The 19,641-nt window shown below is 64.4% G+C and carries 15 protein-coding genes and 2 tRNA genes; 6 read left to right on the plus strand and 11 right to left on the minus strand.

Annotation, left to right across the window (positions count from 1 at the left end):
* Positions 1 to 26: 26 nt before the first annotated feature.
* The 4 genes from AB4061_RS20260 to AB4061_RS20275 all read right to left on the minus strand — a co-directional run bounded on the left by AB4061_RS20260 (position 27) and on the right by AB4061_RS20275 (position 5,853).
* Entirely contained in the window at positions 27 to 1,667 is a 1,641-nt protein-coding gene (locus AB4061_RS20260) for an ABC transporter ATP-binding protein (protein ID WP_441637009.1), read from the minus strand.
* Positions 1,668 to 1,777: 110 nt separating this feature from the next.
* On the minus strand, positions 1,778 to 2,905 hold the full coding sequence (locus tag AB4061_RS20265; RefSeq protein WP_441636892.1) for an ABC transporter permease: 1,128 nt from the start codon (positions 2,903 to 2,905) through the stop codon (positions 1,778 to 1,780).
* Positions 2,902 to 3,954: a microcin C ABC transporter permease YejB gene (locus AB4061_RS20270; RefSeq protein ID WP_150983328.1), complete on the minus strand. Its 1,053-nt coding sequence runs from the start codon at positions 3,952 to 3,954 to the stop codon at positions 2,902 to 2,904. The genes AB4061_RS20265 and AB4061_RS20270 overlap by 4 nt, the downstream gene beginning before the upstream one ends.
* Before the next feature lie 18 nt (positions 3,955 to 3,972).
* Positions 3,973 to 5,853 (minus strand): extracellular solute-binding protein, encoded by a 1,881-nt coding sequence (locus tag AB4061_RS20275; RefSeq protein ID WP_441636895.1) that lies wholly within the window; start codon positions 5,851 to 5,853, stop codon positions 3,973 to 3,975.
* 238 nt (positions 5,854 to 6,091) lie between these two features.
* Between AB4061_RS20275 and fabI the strand changes: the two genes are divergently transcribed.
* A complete protein-coding gene (gene fabI, locus AB4061_RS20280) occupies positions 6,092 to 6,880 on the plus strand; it encodes an enoyl-ACP reductase FabI (RefSeq protein ID WP_441636897.1) in 789 nt (262 codons plus the stop codon).
* 103 nt (positions 6,881 to 6,983) lie between these two features.
* On the opposite strand, the gene AB4061_RS20285 is transcribed toward fabI, so the two are convergent.
* The 3 genes from AB4061_RS20285 to AB4061_RS20295 all read right to left on the minus strand — a co-directional run bounded on the left by AB4061_RS20285 (position 6,984) and on the right by AB4061_RS20295 (position 9,456).
* The gene (locus AB4061_RS20285) at positions 6,984 to 7,871 is read right to left on the minus strand and encodes an alpha/beta hydrolase (protein ID WP_441636899.1); all 888 of its coding nucleotides are present in this window, start codon (positions 7,869 to 7,871) and stop codon (positions 6,984 to 6,986) included.
* Between the two features lie 162 nt (positions 7,872 to 8,033).
* Positions 8,034 to 8,110, minus strand: a tRNA-Arg gene (locus AB4061_RS20290).
* A gap of 128 nt (positions 8,111 to 8,238) precedes the next feature.
* On the minus strand, positions 8,239 to 9,456 hold the full coding sequence (locus AB4061_RS20295) for a GGDEF domain-containing protein (RefSeq protein WP_441636901.1): 1,218 nt from the start codon (positions 9,454 to 9,456) through the stop codon (positions 8,239 to 8,241).
* Between the two features lie 398 nt (positions 9,457 to 9,854).
* On the opposite strand from AB4061_RS20295, the gene AB4061_RS20300 reads away from it, so the two are divergent.
* From AB4061_RS20300 to AB4061_RS20315, 4 genes are all read left to right on the plus strand, one after another.
* A tRNA-Pro gene (locus AB4061_RS20300) sits at positions 9,855 to 9,931 on the plus strand.
* A gap of 748 nt (positions 9,932 to 10,679) precedes the next feature.
* Entirely contained in the window at positions 10,680 to 10,901 is a 222-nt protein-coding gene (infA, locus tag AB4061_RS20305) for a translation initiation factor IF-1 (protein ID WP_006157708.1), read from the plus strand.
* A 408-nt stretch (positions 10,902 to 11,309) separates the two neighbouring features.
* A complete protein-coding gene (locus AB4061_RS20310; protein ID WP_441636903.1) occupies positions 11,310 to 11,786 on the plus strand; it encodes a SixA phosphatase family protein in 477 nt (158 codons plus the stop codon).
* Positions 11,787 to 11,923: 137 nt separating this feature from the next.
* On the plus strand, positions 11,924 to 12,778 hold the full coding sequence (locus AB4061_RS20315; RefSeq protein ID WP_441636905.1) for a GNAT family N-acetyltransferase: 855 nt from the start codon (positions 11,924 to 11,926) through the stop codon (positions 12,776 to 12,778).
* Between the two features lie 83 nt (positions 12,779 to 12,861).
* Here AB4061_RS20315 and ppx read toward each other — a convergent pair whose 3' ends face one another.
* Positions 12,862 to 14,394, minus strand: coding sequence for an exopolyphosphatase (gene ppx, locus AB4061_RS20320; protein ID WP_043347570.1), 1,533 nt, complete (start codon positions 14,392 to 14,394; stop codon positions 12,862 to 12,864).
* A gap of 145 nt (positions 14,395 to 14,539) precedes the next feature.
* Here ppx and ppk1 point away from each other — a divergent pair, with 145 nt between their 5' ends.
* Positions 14,540 to 16,663 (plus strand): polyphosphate kinase 1, encoded by a 2,124-nt coding sequence (gene ppk1, locus AB4061_RS20325; RefSeq protein WP_441636908.1) that lies wholly within the window; start codon positions 14,540 to 14,542, stop codon positions 16,661 to 16,663.
* A gap of 67 nt (positions 16,664 to 16,730) precedes the next feature.
* On the opposite strand, the gene phoR is transcribed toward ppk1, so the two are convergent.
* The 3 genes from phoR to phoU all read right to left on the minus strand — a co-directional run bounded on the left by phoR (position 16,731) and on the right by phoU (position 19,626).
* Positions 16,731 to 18,074, minus strand: a complete 1,344-nt coding sequence (gene phoR / locus AB4061_RS20330) for a phosphate regulon sensor histidine kinase PhoR (protein ID WP_441636910.1) — start codon at positions 18,072 to 18,074, stop codon at positions 16,731 to 16,733.
* 116 nt (positions 18,075 to 18,190) lie between these two features.
* Entirely contained in the window at positions 18,191 to 18,898 is a 708-nt protein-coding gene (gene phoB, locus AB4061_RS20335; protein WP_043347578.1) for a phosphate regulon transcriptional regulator PhoB, read from the minus strand.
* Between the two features lie 23 nt (positions 18,899 to 18,921).
* Positions 18,922 to 19,626 (minus strand): phosphate signaling complex protein PhoU, encoded by a 705-nt coding sequence (phoU, locus tag AB4061_RS20340; protein WP_441636912.1) that lies wholly within the window; start codon positions 19,624 to 19,626, stop codon positions 18,922 to 18,924.
* Positions 19,627 to 19,641 lie beyond the last annotated feature (15 nt).

The raw sequence follows: 19,641 nt of genomic DNA on the forward strand, positions 1-19,641 counted from the left end.
CTCGGTTTGATTATGTCAACCGCAGGTCAATCGGGTGACACCCTGAGCTCGGCTGCACCAATTTGTGGCGGCGTCGGGTCGCTCGCACCAATTTCGGCCGCGATCATGAGCTTGCGGGTGTATGCGTGCTGCGGAGCACCCAGGACGGCCTCGGTATCCCCTGCTTCGACCACCTCGCCGGACTTCATCACGATGACGCGGTGCGCCATGGCGCGGATCACGGCGAGATCGTGGCTGATGAAGAGATAGCTCAGGTTGTACTTGCGCTGCAATTGCGTCAGGAGCGCCAGCACCTGCTGCTGGATGGATACGTCGAGCGCCGAGGTGGGTTCGTCGAGCACCAGCACCTGCGGCTTGAGGATCAGCACGCGCGCGATGGCAACGCGCTGGCGCTGGCCACCGGAAAACTCGTGCGGATACCGCCCCAGGGCAGTGCGGTCCATGCCTACCTCTCGCAGCGCCTCGGTGACGCGCTGGCGCATGGCATCGCGCGACAAGCCGGGCTGGTGCAGGGCCAGGCCCTCCCCCACGATCTGCTCGATGGTCATGCGCGGCGACAACGAGCCGAACGGATCCTGAAACACCACCTGCAGGCGCGAGCGCAAGGTGCTGCGCTCGCGCCGGGAGACCTCGTCCAGGCTCTTGCCCAGGAACTGGATATCCCCGGCGCCGCGGCGCTGCAGGTTCAGCACCGCATGGGCCAACGTGGTCTTGCCAGAGCCCGACTCGCCCACGATGCCGATGGTCTCGCCCTCGCGCAGCGCGAAATTCACGTCCTTGACGGCGGCAAACTGGTCGCGGCCAAACCATCCGGCCAGGCCGCGGCGCTTGCGCGCATAGTTCACGCACAGGCCGCGCGCCTCCAGCAACACGGGGGCTAGCGGGACCAGCGGAAGCACCTCGCGCCGCGGCCGGCTGTCGATCAGCTTGCGGGTGTAAGGATGCTGGGGCGCTGCGAAGACCGCGGCAGTTTCGCCAACCTCGACCAGCACGCCCTTCTCCATCACCCCCACTCGCTGGGCGAAGGCCCGCACCAGGTTGAGGTCGTGCGTGATCAGCATCACGGCCATGCCGAACTCCGCCTGCAGGTCGCGCAGCAACTCCAGGATCTGGACCCGGATGGTAACGTCCAGCGCCGTGGTGGGCTCGTCGGCCAGCAGCAGCTTGGGCCGGCAGGCCAGCGCCATGGCGATCATGGCGCGCTGGCGCTGGCCGCCCGAAAGCTGGTGGGGAAAGCTGTCGAAACGGTGCGTGGCGTCGCTGATGCCCGTGCGCTCGAGCAACGCGATGGCACGCTCGCGCGCCGCGCGCCGGTCCAGGCCCTCATGCAGCGCCAGCGTCTCCACGATCTGGTTGCCAATCGTGTAAAGCGGATTGAGCGCCGTCATCGGCTCCTGGAAGATCATGGCGATGTCGGCGCCGCGGATGCCGCGCATCTCGCGCTCCGACACCTTGAGCAGGTCGCGCCCCTCGAAACGCACCGAGCCCTGGTAGCGCGCGTCGTCCACCAGGCGCAGCATGGCCAGCGCCGTGACAGTCTTGCCCGAGCCTGACTCGCCCACCAGCGCGAAGCGCTCGCCGGCGCGCAGGTCGAAGCTGACATCGCGCACCGCCCGGGTGGCACCCTCGCCATGGCCGAAGGTGACCGACAGGCGTTCGATGCACATCAGCGGGCCGCCGGCATCCCCCTTGGCTTGCGCGGGTTGCGTCGGGTCGTTGGCGCTGGCTTGCGTGGCCCGTGCGGCTTGTGCGGCCTGTGTGGCTTGTTGCATTGCGCTCATGACACCGCCTCGGCCGCGGGAGAACCCTCTGGCGCCTTCGGCTCAACACGGCCGCGCAGCTGGGCCAGGCCCAGGCGCGTATCGAAGGCGTCGCGCAGCGCGTCGCCCATGAACGTCAGCAGCAGCAGCGTCACCACTAGTACGGCAAAGGTCGACAAGGAAATCCACCAGGCGTCGAGGTTAGCCTTGCCTTGCGCCAGCAGCTCGCCCAGGCTCGGCGTGGTGGGTGGCACGCCAAGGCCGAGGAAGTCGAGGCTGGTCAGGGCCAGGATGGCTGCACTCATGCGAAATGGCAGGAAGGTGATGACTGGTGTCAGGCTGTTGGGCAGGATATGGCGCCACATGATCTGTACATTGGACAGTCCCAGCGCCCGCGCCGCCTTGACGTAGTCGAGCGAGCGGTTGCGATAGAACTCGGCGCGCACGTAGTCGGACAAACCCATCCAGCCGAACAGCGAAAGCAGGATGATCAGCAGCGCCAGGCTCGGCGTGAAGATGGACGCGAAGATGATCAGCAGGTAGAGCTCGGGCATCGAGCTCCAGATTTCGATGGCGCGCTGCGAGATCAGATCGAAGCGCCCGCCAAAGAAACCCATCAGCGCGCCCGTCAAGGTGCCGATCACCACGCCGATCAACGTCAGCGCCAGGCTGAACAGCACCGAGACGCGGAACCCATAGAGCAGCCGCGCCAGCACATCGCGCCCGCGGTCATCGGTACCCAGCCAGTTCTCCGCGGAAGGCGGCGCCGGGTTCGGCTCCTTGGAGAAATAGTTGATCGAATCGTATGAGTACCGGTTGGGCGGGAAGATGGCGAAATTGCCGTTGCTGGTGATGCGGTCGTGGATAAACGGATCGAGATAGTCAGCCTTGGTGGGAAAGTCCCCGTCGAAGGTGCTCTCGGCGTAGGTCTTGACGATGGGGAAATACCACTCGCCCTTGTACTTCACCACCAGCGGCCGGTCGCTGGACAGGGTCTCGGCGACCATGCTCAGCAGGAAGATGGCGACGAAGAGGATCAGGCTCCAGTAGCCCAGGCGATTTCGGCGAAAGCGCTGCCAGGCGCGCTGGCGCGGTGACAGGGAATGCGGCAGCCCGTTGGGGAGCGTGCGCGAGCTGAATTTCATCGGTGCACCGCCTCGAAGTGGATGCGCGGGTCGACCATCACATAGCAAACGTCGGAGATCAGCCGCGTCACCAGGCCGATCAAGGTGAACAGGTAGAGCGTGCCCAGCACGACAGGATAGTCCCGCCGCAGCACCGCCTCGTAGGACAGCAGGCCAAGCCCGTCGAGCGAAAACAGGGTTTCGATCAGCAGCGAGCCGGTGAAGAAAGCACCGATGAAGGCCGCCGGAAAACCGGTCACGAGCGGAATCAGCGCGTTACGGAAGACGTGTTTCCAGAGCACGCGCCGCTCCGCCAGCCCCTTGGCGCGGGCGGTCAGGACGTACTGCTTGCGGATCTCTTCCAGGAACGCGTTCTTGGTCAGCATGGTGACGACCGCGAAGCTGCCCACCACCGAGGCGGTGATCGGCAGCACGAGGTGCCACAGGTAATCCATCACCTTGCCCATCAGCGTGAGCTGGTCCCAGTTATCCGATGTGAGGCCGCGCAAGGGGAACCACTGCACGAAGGTACCGCCTCCGAACAGCACCAGCAGCAGCACGCCCAGCACGAAGCCGGGAATGGCATAGCCCACCAGCACCACCATGCTGGTCACGACATCGAAGCGGCTGCCCGCCCGGATCGCCTTGGATATGCCGAGCGGCACCGATATCAGGTAGGTCAGGAAAAAGGTCCATAGCCCCAGGCTGACCGAGACCGGCATCTTCGACTTCACCAGTTCCCACACGCTGCGGTGCTGGAAATAGCTCTGCCCCAGGTCAAACTGGGCGAAGCGCTTGAGCATCATGAAATAGCGCTCCAGCGGCGGCTTGTCGAAGCCATACAGGGCCTGGATCTCCTTAATCTTGTCGGGGTCCACGCCGCGCCGGCCGCGATACTCCGCGCCGCCGCCGCTGGCCTCCCCGCCACCGCCACCCCGTCCCTTGAGCTCCAGCATCATTTGTTCGACCGGCCCTCCCGGAACGAACTGGATCACCGCGAAAGTCAGGGTGATGACGCCGAGCAGTGTCGGGATCATCAACAGTACGCGCTTGAGCAGATAGGCGAGCATCTTGTTTCCTTGTCGCGCTTATTGTGCGGCTGGCTTGGTGTCGGCACGCCACCAGTTGCTCAGGATCCAGCCTTCCGCCGTGTAGTAGTACGGCAGGCGCTGCGGATAGACCAGCTCTTTCCGGTATGCCACTCGATGCGACGCGCTGTACCAGTTGGGCACGATGTAGTAGCCGTGCATCAGCACGCGGTCCAGCGCGCGCCCGGCATTGACCAGTTCTTCGCGAGTATGGGCGTGCAGGACATTGTCCACCAAGCGGTCGATCGCCGGCGATTTCAGGCCAAACAGATTGTCGGAGCCGGGCGTGCCGGCCGCCTCGCTGTTGAAGCGGTCGCGCAGCTCGTTGCCSGGGCTCTGCGAATCGGGGAAACGGATCGACACCATGTCGAAGTCGAAGTCTTCCAGCCGCTTCTGGTACAGCGCGAAATCGGTGGTGCGCTGGTTCACCTCGATTCCCAGCTTTTCCAGGTTGCGCACGTAGGTGGTGATGACGCGGCTCATGGCCCCGCCGTCGTCCAGGAACTCAAAGACAAAAGGCTCGCCCTTGGCATTGCGCAGTGCACCATCCGCGTAGGTCCAGCCAGCCTGTGCCAGCAACCGGCGCGCATCGCGCAGGTTGTCGCGCAGCGAACGCGGCGGATTGGTTGTGGGCATCGACACGATGGGGCCAAACACCTCGGGCACCAGTTGCGCGCGCAGCGGCTCCAGCAGTTCCAGCTCGCCGGGGCCGGGCCGGCCGTCGAACGTGGCGCTGGCGGCCAGCTCGCTGTTGGAAAACCAGCTATCGAGGCGGCGATACGCGCCATAGAACAGCTGGCGATTGAGCCACTCGAAATCCAGCGCCAGGATCAGGGCCTGCCGCACCCGCACGTCCTGGAACATCGGCTTGCGCATGTTCATGACGAAGCCTTGCATGCCGGCTCCGTTGCGGTGCGGAAAATCGGTCTTGAGCAGTTCGCCATTGGAAAAGCGCTTGCCCTCGTAGCTCTTGGCCCAGCTCTTGGCCTTGTACTCGACGATGGCATCGAACTCGCCAGCCTTGAAGGCTTCGAGCTTGGCGGTCTCGTCCTTGTATAGGCGATAGACCACCCGGTCGAAGTTGAAGGTGCCGCGACGCACCGCCAGGTCTTTGCCCCAGTACGACGGGTCGCGCTTGAAGGTAATGCCGCGCCCGGCATCGTAGCGCTCGATCAGGTAGGGTCCGCTGGCCACCGGATCCTCGAAGGTCAGCTTGTCAAACGACACCGTGGCGGTCCACTTCTTGGAGAACACCGGCAAGGAGCCAACGATCAGCGGCAGCTCGATGTTGCGCTGCCTGAAATCGAACCGTACCGTGCGCGAATCCACCACCGTGACGGCCTTCACGTCGGTGCACATGCTGCGGTAGCCAGGGCTGGATGCCTTGCTCATCAGCATGTCGTAGGAGTACTTGACGTCGCCGGCCAGCACCGGATCGCCATTGCTGAAACGCGCCTGCGGCCGGATGTGGAAGGTAACGGACAATTCGTCCGGCGCCACGGTCACGTCATCCGCCAGCAAGCCATAAGCGCTGGCCGTTTCATCGCTGCTGGCAATCAACAGCGACTCGAACATCAGCGCGTTCACGCCCGGGGCGGAGGTACCCTTGAGCGTGAACGGGTTGAACTTGTCGAAGCTGGTGCGGCGGTCCGGGTTGGCGAGCGTCAGCGTGCCGCCGCGCGGCGCGTCCGGGTTGGCGTAGTCGAAATGGGTGAAATCGGCGGGATACTTGAGGCCGCCATACTGTGCGAAGCCATGGGCGGCTCCGGCTGACAAGGGAAAACCCGCGGTACACAGGGCTATTAATCCACAGCCCAGCGCCGCAACTRTGCGGAAGCGCTGCCATGCCGCCTGAAGCGGTCTACGTGCGCGAATATGCATCCGGTTTGGGTCCTCCACCTGAATCGGATCGTCCGCAGCCTTCGGCGGCGCGGTCAAGTTATGAGACAATTTTACATGGGTTCGGCTGGCATCCAGCCATCCGGACATTCCAGTACGCGGCACCGCTGTTTTGCCGGTCGTCAGCCTGCTGAAAAGCAGCCGCCGCGCGGTGCGCGCCGCAACCCGGACGCCATTGCACGAAACGTGCCCGTCCACCTCGAACATCATTGGAGAAGTTATGGGATTTCTCGCAGGTAAGCGAATCCTGATCACCGGTTTGCTGTCCAATCGCTCGATCGCCTACGGCATCGCAACCGCCTGCAAGCGCGAAGGCGCCGAGCTCGCCTTCACCTATGTCGGCGAGCGGTTCAAGGACCGCATCAACGACTTTGCCAAGGAATTCGGCAGCAGCCTGGTATTCGATTGCGACGTTGGCAGCGACGAGCAGATCGCCGCCACCTTCGCCGCGCTTGGCCAAAGCTGGGACAAGCTCGATGGCCTGGTGCACTCGATCGGCTTCGCCCCGCGCGAAGCCATCGCCGGCGACTTCCTGGAAGGCCTCTCGCGCGAATCCTTCCGCATCGCGCACGACATCTCCGCCTACAGCTTCCCCGCGCTGGCCAAGGCCGCCTTGCCCATGCTGTCCGACAAGGCCTCGCTGCTGACGCTGACCTACCTCGGCGCGGAGCGCGTGGTCCCGAACTACAACACCATGGGCCTGGCCAAGGCATCACTGGAAGCCAGCGTGCGCTACCTGGCCGCTTCGGTGGGCCCGCGCGGCATTCGTGCCAACGGCATTTCCGCCGGCCCGATCAAGACCCTGGCCGCATCCGGCATCAAGGGCTTCGGCAAGCTGCTGGGCCACATCGAGGAGGCAGCGCCGCTGCGCCGCAATGTGACCATCGACGAGGTCGGCAACGTGGCCGCCTTCCTGCTGTCGGACCTGTCCAGCGGCGTGACCGGCGAGATCACCTACGTGGATGCCGGCTTCAATACGGTAGGGGCGAGCCTGCCCGAAGAAGCGTAATCCCGGCACGGCCGCCTCGCGCGGCGGCCATTGCTAAAAAGGGGCGTACGGCTTTGGCCGACGCCCCTTTTTCGTGCCCGCCCGGCGGCACAGCGCGCGCGGCCTATTCGTCGCCCTGCCCGGCCAGGCGGCCCGAGCGCAGATAGGCGACGATAGGCGCCCAGAACGCGTCCTGCCGCTCCGGCTGGATCGCCGCATCGTGCGGCAGCGCCGACAGCGCCACCAGCCAGCTGGGGCCACCGGCGGCGCGCTCCAGCCGCTCGGCATAGGCAAAGGGAATCACTTCGTCCGCGCGGCTGTGCACAAGCAGCAGTGGCAGCATGGATTTTCGCAATTGGTCCTCGTTGTCCCACGGTTCCGGAAGCAGCCTGGCCATCCACGCCGGCACCCGCCCGGTCACCACCGCCGCCTCGCGTGCGGATGTGAAGCCGGCGGCAATCACAAGGCCAGCGGGCGCCGGGCGCAAGGCGGAGATCACGTCCAACAGCACCCCGGAACCCAGCGAAAAGCCCATCACATAGCGCCGGCTGGCACGCGGCGTCATGGCGAGGAACTGTCCATACGCGGCCAGGCCGTCCTCATGCAGGTTGAGCACGCCGGGCTTGCCGCCGCTGGCGCCATAGCCGCTGTAGTCGAATACGCAGGACGAGATCCCATTGCGGTAGAGCAACGCCTGCGCGCTGGCCCAGTCCGACAAGTTTTCCTCGTCGCCGTGGTAGATCAGCACGGCGGGCGCGTCACCGCCCTGAGCCAGGACGCAAGAGGCGCGCAGCATGCGCGCGCCGCTGGCAAACGCGAACTGGCGCGACGCGGCGCCCAGGCGGTCCGGCGTCATCGCGTCAGCCACGCCGGCCGGCTTGGGCTCGAACGCATCCTCCTCGACCGCCAGGAACAAGGCATGGCGGGCAATGGCGGCCAGCATCAGCAGGCACGCGCCTCCGGCCAGCCAGTAACGGAGCTTCCTGCCAGCACCTGTGTTGAACTTCGCCATGGGAATAGCCTCGGGCAAGGGCGCCGCGCCGGAAAAAACCACGGCAGCCCCGAAATATTAGACCGGACTGGCGGCCATCGGCAGCGCATCGTTCGAGTTCGCGATGCGATGGCGCCTCTGGGCGATGGAGAATGCTGAGGAATGGAGGAATGCGGGAGAAAATGGTCCGCCCTACACGATTCGAACGTGTGACCGCTCGCTTAGAAGGCGAGTGCTCTATCCAACTGAGCTAAGGGCGGACAGGAGGAACTACTGAAATGCAGAGGACTTGGCATGCCGCTGAACGCTTGGCATGCGAAGCCCGGTATTCTACCTCAGCCCCGCGGCCGATCCTACCGTGTCGGCATGTGGTCTGGCACAGCCCGGCTCAAGAGGCTTGCGAAACCCGCATTCGCGGTGTCGTCGCCATATCGGCAAGCCGCTCGATGGGCTGCGTGGACACACAGTTGCGCCCCATGGTCTTGGCATCGTAGAGCGCGTTGTCGGCGCGGCGCATGAGCGTATCAGCCCCCTCCCCCGGCAGCCGCTCGGCCATGCCGATGCTGACCGTATAGGAAATCGCATCCGGCTCGGAGGGGCACGGTGTGGTGCGCACAAGTGCACTCAAGCGCAGGCTGATCGCCCGGCCCTGGTCCAGCGCGGTGCCGGGCATCACGATGCCAAACTCTTCCCCACCCAGCCGGCCGACGAAATCGTCCGCGCGCACCGACTTGCGCAGCAGGCCGCTGAAGTGGCGCAGCACGCTGTCGCCGGCCAGATGGCCATAGAGATCGTTGATGGCCTTGAAATGATCCAGGTCGATGAACGCCACAGTCAGCGGGCGTTGCTGGCGGTCCGCTTGCTTGCAGGCCTCTTCCAGCGCCTCCCAATAGGGCCCGCGCGACAGGACGTCAGTCAGGTCGTCATAACTGGCGCGGCGCTCCAGACGTCGGCGCAGGCTATCGTGGGCAAGCAGCGCGAAGCTCACGGCCAGGCTGACAATGCCAAAGGCGTGCAGGACGGCAAAGGTTTCCCGGGGCGGGCGCTTCGCCAGCCAGGCAAGGCCAGCGGGCAGCAGCTTGAGGTCGATGGATTGATAGAGGCCCATGGCCGCGCAAGCGAGCGCGATCAGCCCGAGCGACAGCGCCGCCAGGCGGCCGGTGCCGCGCTTGGCGCGCACTTGCGGCGCCACCACGCGCAGCAATGACAGCGGAAGATACGTATTGGCCAGACTAAAGACGAGCGCCGGCTCCGCCGGCGACACGCCCGCCCAATCGAAGTAGGCGGCATTGGCCAGCACGGCAAGATTCAGCAAGCAAAGCGCGGCCGCCCCCCCGCGCTTGCCGAAAAAACGGCGCGTGCCATGGACCATCAAGGACAAAGCCGCCGTCATGACCAGATCCACCAGACCGAGCGTAAGCCATTCCGGCAGATAGTCCTGCGCAGCGAGCAAGACGGTGGCTGCGGTGACCAGCAACGCGCCAGCCACCCAAGAATTCAAACCGGCGCGGCCCATGCCGGGTGTGCGCTGCAAGACTGCGAACACCACCGCCATCTGCAGCCCGAAAAGGCCCGCGACCAGCACACTAACCTGCGACTGAAACATGATTTCCCCGTCCAACTTGGCAGGCAGCGTTCCGTCACGCCACCATGCGCCCCGGGACCCGCGCGGACCCGAGGCTTTCGCCATTCTTTCTTTTTAAGCTTCTGACCGTCTTCATGCGCCCCGGCGGACAGGGGCTGGGCCTCGCGATCGTGGCGAGGGCACTCTTATTCTCATGTTCGGCGCCAGTCCCGCTAGCGGCACGGATTGCCTGCGCGCCTGACCGGGCGCGGGGCCTGGCCGCTGCGGTGTGCGGATTATGTCAGCGCTTGCGACCAAGTCAAGCGAACCTTTTATCCATCAAATCCCACGGCAAGCCCCACACCGGCCTGCGCCTCGCTGGGTCGGTGCAAAAGTAAAATTTGACCCCGCCCCCGACGCCGGGCTACAATCCACGGCTTCGGGGCGTAGCGCAGCCTGGTAGCGCATCTGATTTGGGATCAGAGGGTCGCATGTTCGAATCATGTCGCCCCGACCAGTATTTAGCAATAAGATCAAAGGCTTAGACCGCAAGGTCTAAGCCTTTTTTTGTTGCCTGATTTTCCTGGGTTAGTGCCGGCCACTGCGCCGGCCAGCCAACTTCACTGCACCGCAGCACCCCAATGGCAATGCCATGAATATGGGATCCCCTGCGCGCTTGAAACACAGACACTGGCAGCGGGCGGGTCCGCGAACCGCCCGCACCACTTTCAGGCCCGCAACCCACCCGGCGGCGGGCTTTTTCTCTTGTTTTCGCGGGCATATCCGGGTAGAACGACCACGCGCGCGCCACGCCTCAACCGCACACCCATGATATAATCGCGCGTTAGCCCGGGGTTTATGCAGCATGCCCTGTAACCGGGCGCCCTTGCCGAGGAATGCAGCCATCACACTGTTGCGCAGTATCCAGCGCAGTTCGGCAAGCCACCGGGAACATCTTGCCCGCTTCATTACCCCCGCGCCTATCACGGTAGCACGGCCGCATTAGCTTGGGCCGCAACCGGCAAGGCAATCGGCCGGGCACTGACGCGCCCCCTGGCGATTCCCTAACGTGGACTTTTTTGCACGCGCTTTTTTGCCGTGCCGGTCCGGGTCAGCTTGCCTCCCGCAACTTCAAGGCGCAACCAAGCAAGCCGGCGCTTGTCACTGCTGGCACCCGGACCTCGCGAGCATACAGCCATGCCGGCGCTCGCCACACCGGATTTACCTAAATTCATGCAGCCCAAGGCTGCCGTAAAGGAAGAAGATTGGCTAAGGAAGAACTTATCGAATTTGGCGGTGTTGTCTCGGAAGCCCTGCCGGACAACCGTTACCGCGTGACGCTGGAAAACGGCGTGGAAATCTGGGCCTATGCCTCGGGCAAGATGCAGAAGCACCGCATCCGCATTCTGGCTGGTGACCGCGTGACGCTGGAAATGTCGCCCTACGATTTGACCAAGGGCCGCATCAACTTCCGCCACAAAGTCTGATCTCTTCCACGCTCGCCCACGGCGAGCGTTGCGCTAGACCGCATTCCAGGGCACCGCATCGCGGCGGTCCCGCCCTGGGAAACATCTGGCCATTGCCACCCGCACGCATCGGCAATAGTGGCTCCACTGAAACAATCATGATGGCTATTCCATCCTGATGCCTTGGGTGTGGAGCGCGGGTCGATGCGGGTGGCTTGCCGGCCATCGCGCCCCCTATCGCTTCCCCCCAGGCTGCCACCGCTTCCGCCACTTATGACTCGCCACATGCGTGTCATTTGGCAGTGCCATGCTGCGCTCCCGCCCGGTGTTTGCCCGTCTTGCACGTACCTGCGCGCGTGGCCATACTCGAAATATCCATTTCCCGTTTTCCCTTCTCCCTTCCCCTCTTAGCTTGAGCACACCGCCCCCATGAACCTGATCCTGTGGCGTCATGCCGAAGCCGAAGAGTTGTCTGGTGCGCATGGCTTTTCCCGCAATGCCGACCTGCAGCGCCCCCTGACCAGACGCGGACATAAGCAGGCGGATGCCTCCGCCGCATGGCTGCGCAGCCATCTGCCTCCCGGTACGCGGGTGGCCTGCAGTCCGGCCCTGCGTACGCGCGAAACCGCCGCCGCCCTGCGCGAGAACGCAGAGGTGTTGCCCGAGCTTGCCCCGGGCGCCGATGTCAGCGCGGTGCTGGCCGCGATCGACTGGCCCCAAGGCACCGAGCACACCGTGCTGGTCGGGCACCAGCCTTGGCTTGGCCAACTTGCCAGCTTGCTGCTGGCGGGCTCGGAAATGAACTGGAGCGTGCGCAAGAGCGGCATCTGGTGGCTGTCGGGACGCACACGCGAAAGCGAATCGCAGGTCGTGTTGCGCGCTGTCATCAATCCGGAGTTTCTCTAGCATTTTTTTGCACCCCGCAACGGCGCGGCCCGGCTTTCCGGGCCGCTGTCACTGAACCGTCACGACCGCTTCACGGCACTGTCACCTGCCCTCTCTACATTCGACCGCAACAGTTTCGTCACCGAAAGGACATACTGATGCGAGAGCTCCCGACGCCCACCCAGCCGTTGTTCGATTCCCTGCCCAGTGGCCTGTCAGGCCATTCGGCGCGGAGGCGTCTTCATCGCCAGCAACCTGCACAAACACATGAACAAGCGCATGACCAGCCTGCTTTCAGTGTGGCGTGGGCGCGCCACCAGGATGAAGTAGAAGAAGCGCAGCGCCTGCGCTACAAGGTCTTCGCCGAAGAAATGGGCGCCAGGCTGAACCCGTCGAGGCCTGAACTCGACGTGGATATGTTCGACGCCTATTGCGACCACCTGATCGTGCGCGATACAGCCACGCTCAAAGTGGTCGGTACCTACCGCGTGATGGCGCCCCACCAGGCCAAGCGCATCGGCTGCCTCTATGCCGAGTCGGAGTTCGACCTGGTGCGCCTGGCTCACCTGAAGCCCAAGATGGTGGAGCTGGGCCGCTCGTGCGTGCACCGCGACTACCGCTCGGGCAGCGTGATCATGGCGCTGTGGGGCGGCCTGGGCGAGTACCTGCAGCGCTGGGGCATCGAGTCGATGCTGGGATGCGCGAGCGTGCCGATGAGCGATGGCGGCCACTATGCGGCCAGCCTGTACCGGGTCTTCGCCGAGCGCGCCCTGGCGCCGATCGAATATCACGCGTTCCCGCGCCTGCCTCTGCCGATCGACGAGCTCAATCAGACGCTGGACGTAGAGCCGCCGGCGCTGATCAAGGGTTACCTGCGGCTAGGCGCGCGAATTTGCGGCATGCCGGCGTGGGATCCCGACTTCAACGTGGCGGACTTCCTCACGCTGCTGCGCGTGAACGACATGAACCCCCGCTATGCGCGCCACTTCCTTGGCCTGAACCGCGACGCCTGAGCCTGTGCGGGCGCTCGCCGCCTGCATTGGCTTGCCCCGCTGGTCGAAGCGGGGGCCGCCATCTGGCCGCCCCCGCGCTTTGCTTAGGCGTACACCACCTTGTAGCGCTTGCCGATGCGTTCCCACTCGTCGGCTTCCTGCGCCAGGCTGTATTCGACCAGCGGGTTGGCCTCGATCCAGGCCTTGGGCAAGCGCACCTCGAACCCTTCGTCCAGCGCATCCGAACGCTGGCCCACGGTGATCTCGGGCAGCGGCTCGTCGGCACGGCGCCGGCACAGCACGAACGCCAGGCGCAGGCTGAAGAGCATCCGCCAGTCGAGGAACTTGCCGCTGCCGGAAAGCTTGCCTAGCTTGCCGGCATGCCCGAGCAGCAGCGTTGCCAGCCGTGCCTGGTCGGTCTTCGAGAAGCCCGGCATGTCGGCGTGCGTGGCGATGTACGCCGAGTGCTTGTGGTAGCCGCTGTGCGATATGGTCATGCCGATCTCATGCAGCCCGCCGGCCCAGCCCAGCAGTGCCAGGTTGTCGTCGCGGCGCTCATTGCGCGGCTCGGGAAACTGCGCCAGCAAGCCCAGCGCGGCCTGGCGCACGCGCTGGGCTTGCGCGCGGTCGACGCCATAGCGGCGCATGAACTGATCCACCGTGATGGTGCGCATGTCCTCGTGGTGCGTGCGGCCCAGCAGGTCGTAAAGCACACCCAGGCGCAGCGCGCCGTCGGTGACGTCCATGCGATCGATGTCGAGCTCGGCGAACACGCCGAGCATGATAGACAGGCCACCTGGCAGCACGGGAATGCGGTCCGCCTTCAGGCCCACCAGCTTGACCCGGTTGGCGTTCTCCGCCTTGACCAGCGCGCGCTTGAGTCGCTCCAGCCCTTCGCGGGTGATGCCGTGCTCGGCCGGGTTGTCGTTCATGCCGTTGAGCTCGATCAGTTCGGCCAGCGCGCGCGCCGTGCCGGACGAACCCACCGCCTGCTGCCAGCCGGCCGCCCGGTACTGGCGCACGAGCACCTGGATCTCCCTGCGCGCGGCCAGTTCCGCCTGCTTCATCGCGTAGTCATCGACGTTGCCGCTGGGGAAGAACTGGCGGCTGTGCGAGACGCAGCCGATGTAGAGGCTCTCCATCAGCTTGGACGTGTAGCCGCTGCCGATGATGAACTCGGTTGAGCCGCCACCGATATCGACCACCAGCCGGTTGCCCGCACAGGCCGGCGCATCGTGCGAGGCGCCCAGGTAGATCAACCGTGCTTCTTCGCGCCCGGCAATCACTTCAATCGGGAATCCAAGCGCGTGCTCGGCCTCGATCAGGAATTCCGACGCGTTCTTGGCTACCCGCAGCGTATTGGTTGCCACCGCCCGCACCTGGTCAGGGGAGAAATCGCGCAGGCGGTCGCCGAAACGCCGCAGGGCGTCGATGCCGCGCCGGCGGGCCGGCTGGTCCAGGTACTTGTCTGGCGTCAGGCCCGCGGCCAGGCGCACCGGCTCGCGCAGCGCATCGACCTGGAATAGCTGGCTGGCCGGCCCGGATGCGGTCAGGCTCTCATCCACCCGCCCGATCATCAGGCGGAAACTGTTTGAGCCCATGTCGACGGCGGCCAGCAAGCGAGGGGTTTGGTTCATCGCGGTAGGGGAATGTGGGTAAAAGCCGCAAGCCGCGGCGTAAATAACGGTGTCGGGCAGTCAGGCTCACCCAACCGTAGAAAATATGTCTTTATCATGTCTGCATCGTGACAAAATCACATTGTCATCAATTTGACATGATTCTATGAAAAAGTCGCCGCATTACCAAAAGAAGGTCATGCCTATGTCGACAAGCCCACCCGGCACGCTGCTCAACCGCGAAATGGGCATTCTGGAATTCAATACGAGAGTCATGGCACAGGCAGCTGACGCCAGCGTGCCGCTGCTCGAACGTCTGAAATTCATTTGTATTGTTTCAAGTAATCTGGACGAGTTCTTCGAGATCCGCATGGCCGGCTTGAAGGAGCAGATGCGTGACAATCCTTCCGGCATCACGCCCGATGGCCTTTCCTTGCAGCAGGCATACCAGATTGTCACGGAGCGCGTGCAAAAGCTGGTGGCCATGCAGTATGACATGCTGCAAAACGTGATTTTCCCCCTGTTGGAGAAAGAAGGGGTGTTCTTTCACCTCGCCTCCACCTGGAACGAGGCGCAGCGCGAATGGGCGCGCAGCTTCTTCACGCGCGAGCTCGGCCCGGTCCTGACGCCGATCGCGCTGGACCCGGCCCACCCCTTCCCTCGGGTGCTCAACAAGAGCCTGAATTTCATCATTGAATTGTCGGGCAAGGATGCCTTCGGCCGGGAGGCTGACCTGGCCATCGTGCAGGCGCCCCGCGCGCTGCCGCGCGTAGTCAGGATGCCCGAGGAGCTCTCGGGCTATCCCTACGGATTTGTGCTGCTGTCGTCCTTCATGCAAGCTTTCGTGCATGAGCTGTTCCCCGCGATCAAGGTCAACGGCTGCTATCAGTTCCGCGTCACCCGCAACTCTGACCTGTTCGTGTCGGAGGACGATATCACGGACCTGCGTGAAGCACTGCAAGGCGAACTGCCGACCCGCCACTTCGGCGACACCGTGCGCCTGGAAATCTCGTCCGATACCCCGCCGGCCATGGCGCGCCGCCTGCTGCTCGAATCCGGCCTGGGCGAGCAGGACGTGTACCGTGTGAGCGGCCCGGTCAACCTGGTGCGGCTGATGCAGATCCCCGACCTGGTCGACCGCCCTGCCCTCAAGTACCCGCCGCACGTGCCGGCGCCGGTCAAGGTGTTTGCGCCCGGCGCTTCGATGTTCGATGCGATCCGCCAGCAGGACGTGCTGCTGCACCATCCCTACGAGAGCTTCAGCTCGGTGCTCGACCTGCTGCAGCAGGCCGCCGTCGACCCTGCCGTCGTAGCCATCAAGCAGACCGTCTACCGCACCGGCAACGAGTCGCCGGTGATGGAGGCGCTGATGACGGCGGCGCGCAATGGCAAGGAAGTCACTGTGGTGGTGGAACTGCTGGCGCGCTTTGACGAGGAAACCAACATCAACTGGGCCGAGCGGCTCGAATCCGCCGGCGCGCATGTGGTCTATGGCGTAGTTGGCCACAAGTGCCATGCCAAGATGCTGCTGATGGTGCGCCGCGAACTGGAAGGCGCCAAGAGCAAGCAGTTCAAGCTGCGCCGCTACGCGCACCTGGGCACCGGCAACTATCATCCGCGCACCGCGCGGCTGTACACCGATTTTGGCCTGCTCACTGCCAACGAGAAGATCTGCGAGGACGTCCAGCACGTGTTCCAGCTGCTAACGGGCACCGCGGGCACCATCCGCCTGAATCACCTGTGGCAGTCGCCGTTCACCATGCAGAGCAATCTGGTGGAGCACATCCGCGCGGAAGCCCGCAACGCCCGTGCCGGCAAGCCCGCGCGCATCATGGCCAAGATGAATGCGCTGCTGGAGCCATCCATCATCGACGAGCTGTACAAGGCGTCACGCGCCGGCGTGAAGATCGACCTGATCATCCGTGGGGTGTGCGCGCTGCGCCCAGGGGTGCCGGGCCTGTCGGAGCACATCACGGTGCGCTCCATCGTCGGGCGCTTCCTCGAGCATCACCGGGTCTATTACTTCCTGGCCGGCGGCACGGAGGTGGTCTACCTGTCCAGCGCGGACTGGATGGACCGCAACCTGTTCCGTCGCGTCGAGGTGGCATTCCCGGTGCTGGACAAAGTCCTGAAGGCGCGGGTCATCAAGGAGAGCCTGCGGGTGCATCTGCACGACAATGCTTCCGCATGGATCATGCTGCCCGACGGCAGCTACATCCGCAAGCACACCAAGTCCAAGCAGCCGCACGTCAGCCAGCACGACCTGCTGGCCCTGTTCGGCAGCGCCTGAGGGTGAGGTCGGCAGGGCGCGCCTCGCGTGCGCCCTGCCACGCACGGCGCCGCGAACGGGCGCTCGCTCAGGCCGCCTTCTGCGGTGACTGTCCTGGCCGTGGCAAGGCGCCCGGCATATAGCCGCTGCGATCGACCGGGAAAACCACACGGAACACGCTGCCGCGCCCCACTTCACTGGTGATGCGCAGGTCGGCATGGTGGCGCGACAGCACATGCTTGACAATGGCCAGCCCGAGGCCGGTCCCTCCGGTATCGCGCGAACGGCTGCGGTCGACCCGGTAGAAACGCTCGGTCAGGCGCGGAATATGGTCGGCGGCAATGCCCAGGCCCGTATCGGTGACCGAGAAAATGGCGTGCTCGTTCTCGTAGTTCAGCGCGATGCTGATGCGCCCGCCCTCCGGCGTATAGCGCACCGCATTGGAAACCAGGTTGCCGAAGGCCGACAGCAGTTCACGCTCCGCACCGCGGATCGTGACGGCCGGATCAATCTGCGCGGAGATCTGGTGCTCGCCCTGGGATAGTGCCTCGGCGTCGTGCACGAGGTGCGCAACCAGCTCGGCCAGGTCGATCCGGTCCTGGCTCGGCGGCTGCTCGTCGCTTTCCAGCTTGGCCAGCACCAGCAAGTCCTCGACCAGGTGCTGCATGCGCATGGACTGCACCAGCATCATGTCGAGGTAGCGGTTGCGATCCTGCTCCGACACCGGCAGGTCGCGCACCGTTTCCAGGAAACCGGTCAGCACCGTCAGTGGTGTCTTCAGTTCGTGCGAGACGTTGGCGACGAAATCCCTGCGCATCGCCTCGGTGTTCTCCACCTTGGTGATGTCATGTGTCAGCACCAGCTTGCGGCTTTCGCCGTAAGGCAGGATCTGCACGGCGATCACGCTGCGCTTGTGCTCGCCCATGTCGCGCATCACCAGCGGCTCATCGAAACGCTGCAAGTGCAGGTACTGGACGAATTCCGGCCGCCGGATCAGGTGGGTGATGCGCTGGCGCACGTCGCGCCGCGCATTGAGGCCAAAATGCTGCTCGGCCACATCGTTGCACCATTCGATCTGGTCGGCATCATCCAGCATCAGGACGCCATTGGGCGACGCCTGGATAGCCTGGATAAAACGGGTATGTTGCTGCTCGACCTGCAACACCTGGGTGCGCCAGCGCTTGACCAGGCGATGCAGGCGGTAATACACCTCGCCCCATAGCCCCAGCGCGCTGGGAATCTCGCCGTAGGCCGGCGCGTCCAGCACTTTCCAGAGCCGGTTGATCTGGTAGATGTAATAAAGCAGATGCCCCAGCAACCCGACGCACAGCACGGCCAGCGCAGGCACGGGGCCAAGGAAGAAGTACAGCCCGGCCGAAGCCAGGGCCAGGAAAATCAGGATGGCCGCCGAACGGGCCCAGATGACGTTCATGAAGAAGTGAGAAGGTCAGGCAGGCGGCAAGACCGCATGGAATGCGGTGGAGTGTGCCACGAAACGGGCAAGCTGTAACAGGCGCCACGCCGGAAACGACGTGGCAAGCCTGCCGATCAGTGGCTGGGCGCGCGAGCCAGGCGGTAGCCGCTACCGCGCACCGTCTCGATCATGTTGCTGTAGCCGCCAGGGGTCAGCGCGGCGCGCAGGCGCTTGATGTGCACGTCGACGGTCCGCTCTTCCACGAACACGTGATCACCCCAGACCTGGTCCAGCAACTGCGAACGGCTATGAACGCGCTCCGGATGCGTCATCAAAAAGTGCAGCAAACGGAACTCAGTAGGACCCAGGTCCAGCTTGATCAGGCCAGATTCATCCTGGCCGGTGACCCGGTGCGTGGCCGGGTCCAGGCGCAGGCCATTGATGGCAACGACGTCGTCGGTCAGTTGCGGGGCACGGCGGCGCAGCACCGCCTTGATACGGGCCAGCAGTTCCTTGGGCGAGAACGGCTTGGTGACGTAGTCGTCCGCGCCGGCCTCGAGCCCCAGCACCTTGTCCTGCTCCTCGCTGCGCGCGGTAAGCATGATGATAGGAATCTGCTTGGTGCGGTCGTTATTGCGCAGCTCCTTGGCGAAGGTGGCTCCCGACTTGCCCGGGAGCATCCAGTCGAGCAGCACCAGGTCGGGCAGCACGTCGCTCATCAGCGACAGCGCCTGCTCGGCGTTATAGGCCCGGATCGGATAGTGTCCCGCGTGTTGCAGGTTGACCGCGATCAGTTCGGCAATCGCGGGTTCGTCTTCGACAACAAGAATGCTGCTTGGCATGTAATTTTCTCCGCGGTGGCGCCTTAACTCAGCGCTTCGCGCTCCATGTCCTCACGCGAGGCGTGGCGGACGTCGGTTCCCTTGACGATGTAGATGATGAATTCAGCGATGTTCTTGGCGTGGTCGCCAATGCGCTCGATCGCCTTGGCGATAAAGAGGAAATCCAGCGCGACCGAGATCGTGCGCGGGTCTTCCATCATATAGGTGATGAGCTTGCGCACGAACGCACGGAATTCGTCGTCGATGGCCTTGTCGTCCTTGACGATCCGGGCGGCAGCCACGGTGTCCAGGCGCGCAAAGGCATCGAGCGCCTGGCGCAGCAGCGCGATGGCCAGATCGCCCGAGAGCTTCACCTCCGAGTAATTGATCTGGTGGGCGCCGGCGTCTTCCATGATGTGCTTGGTGCGCTTGGCGATCTTCTCCGCCTCGTCGCCGGCGCGCTCCAGGTTGGTGATGGTCTTCGAAATCGCCATCACCAGGCGCAGGTCGCGCGCGGTCGGCTGCCGGCGCGCGATGATGTTGCCGCAATCGGCATCGATCTCGAGTTCCAAGGCATTCAGGTGGTGCTCGCGCGCGATGACCTGGTCGGCCAGGCCCGCGTCGAACTCCGAAAGCGCCCGCATGGCGTTTTCGATCTGCGACTCGACCAGACCGCCCATCTGCAGCAGTTTCGTGCTGATGGCGTTGAGGTCGGCGTCGAACTGGGTCGACAGATGCTTGTCAGACATGTTGCTCTCCTAGCC

The organism is Cupriavidus sp. YAF13 (genome assembly GCF_052113425.1).
In the GTDB taxonomy this organism is placed as follows: domain Bacteria; phylum Pseudomonadota; class Gammaproteobacteria; order Burkholderiales; family Burkholderiaceae; genus Cupriavidus.

Bases quoted from the DNA above. Each gene is read 5' to 3' on its own strand.
- AB4061_RS20260 (WP_441637009.1), bottom strand. From the start codon at position 1,667: ATGTGCATCGAACGCCTGTCGGTCACCTTCGGCCATGGCGAGGGTGCC.
- AB4061_RS20265 (WP_441636892.1), bottom strand. From the start codon at position 2,905: ATGAAATTCAGCTCGCGCACGCTCCCCAACGGGCTGCCGCATTCCCTG.
- AB4061_RS20270 (WP_150983328.1), bottom strand. From the start codon at position 3,954: ATGCTCGCCTATCTGCTCAAGCGCGTACTGTTGATGATCCCGACACTG.
- fabI (WP_441636897.1), top strand. From the start codon at position 6,092: ATGGGATTTCTCGCAGGTAAGCGAATCCTGATCACCGGTTTGCTGTCC.
- AB4061_RS20285 (WP_441636899.1), bottom strand. From the start codon at position 7,871: ATGGCGAAGTTCAACACAGGTGCTGGCAGGAAGCTCCGTTACTGGCTG.
- AB4061_RS20295 (WP_441636901.1), bottom strand. From the start codon at position 9,456: ATGTTTCAGTCGCAGGTTAGTGTGCTGGTCGCGGGCCTTTTCGGGCTG.
- AB4061_RS20310 (WP_441636903.1), top strand. From the start codon at position 11,310: ATGAACCTGATCCTGTGGCGTCATGCCGAAGCCGAAGAGTTGTCTGGT.
- AB4061_RS20315 (WP_441636905.1), top strand. From the start codon at position 11,924: ATGCGAGAGCTCCCGACGCCCACCCAGCCGTTGTTCGATTCCCTGCCC.
- ppx (WP_043347570.1), bottom strand. From the start codon at position 14,394: ATGAACCAAACCCCTCGCTTGCTGGCCGCCGTCGACATGGGCTCAAAC.
- ppk1 (WP_441636908.1), top strand. From the start codon at position 14,540: ATGAAAAAGTCGCCGCATTACCAAAAGAAGGTCATGCCTATGTCGACA.
- phoR (WP_441636910.1), bottom strand. From the start codon at position 18,074: ATGAACGTCATCTGGGCCCGTTCGGCGGCCATCCTGATTTTCCTGGCC.
- phoB (WP_043347578.1), bottom strand. From the start codon at position 18,898: ATGCCAAGCAGCATTCTTGTTGTCGAAGACGAACCCGCGATTGCCGAA.
- phoU (WP_441636912.1), bottom strand. From the start codon at position 19,626: ATGTCTGACAAGCATCTGTCGACCCAGTTCGACGCCGACCTCAACGCC.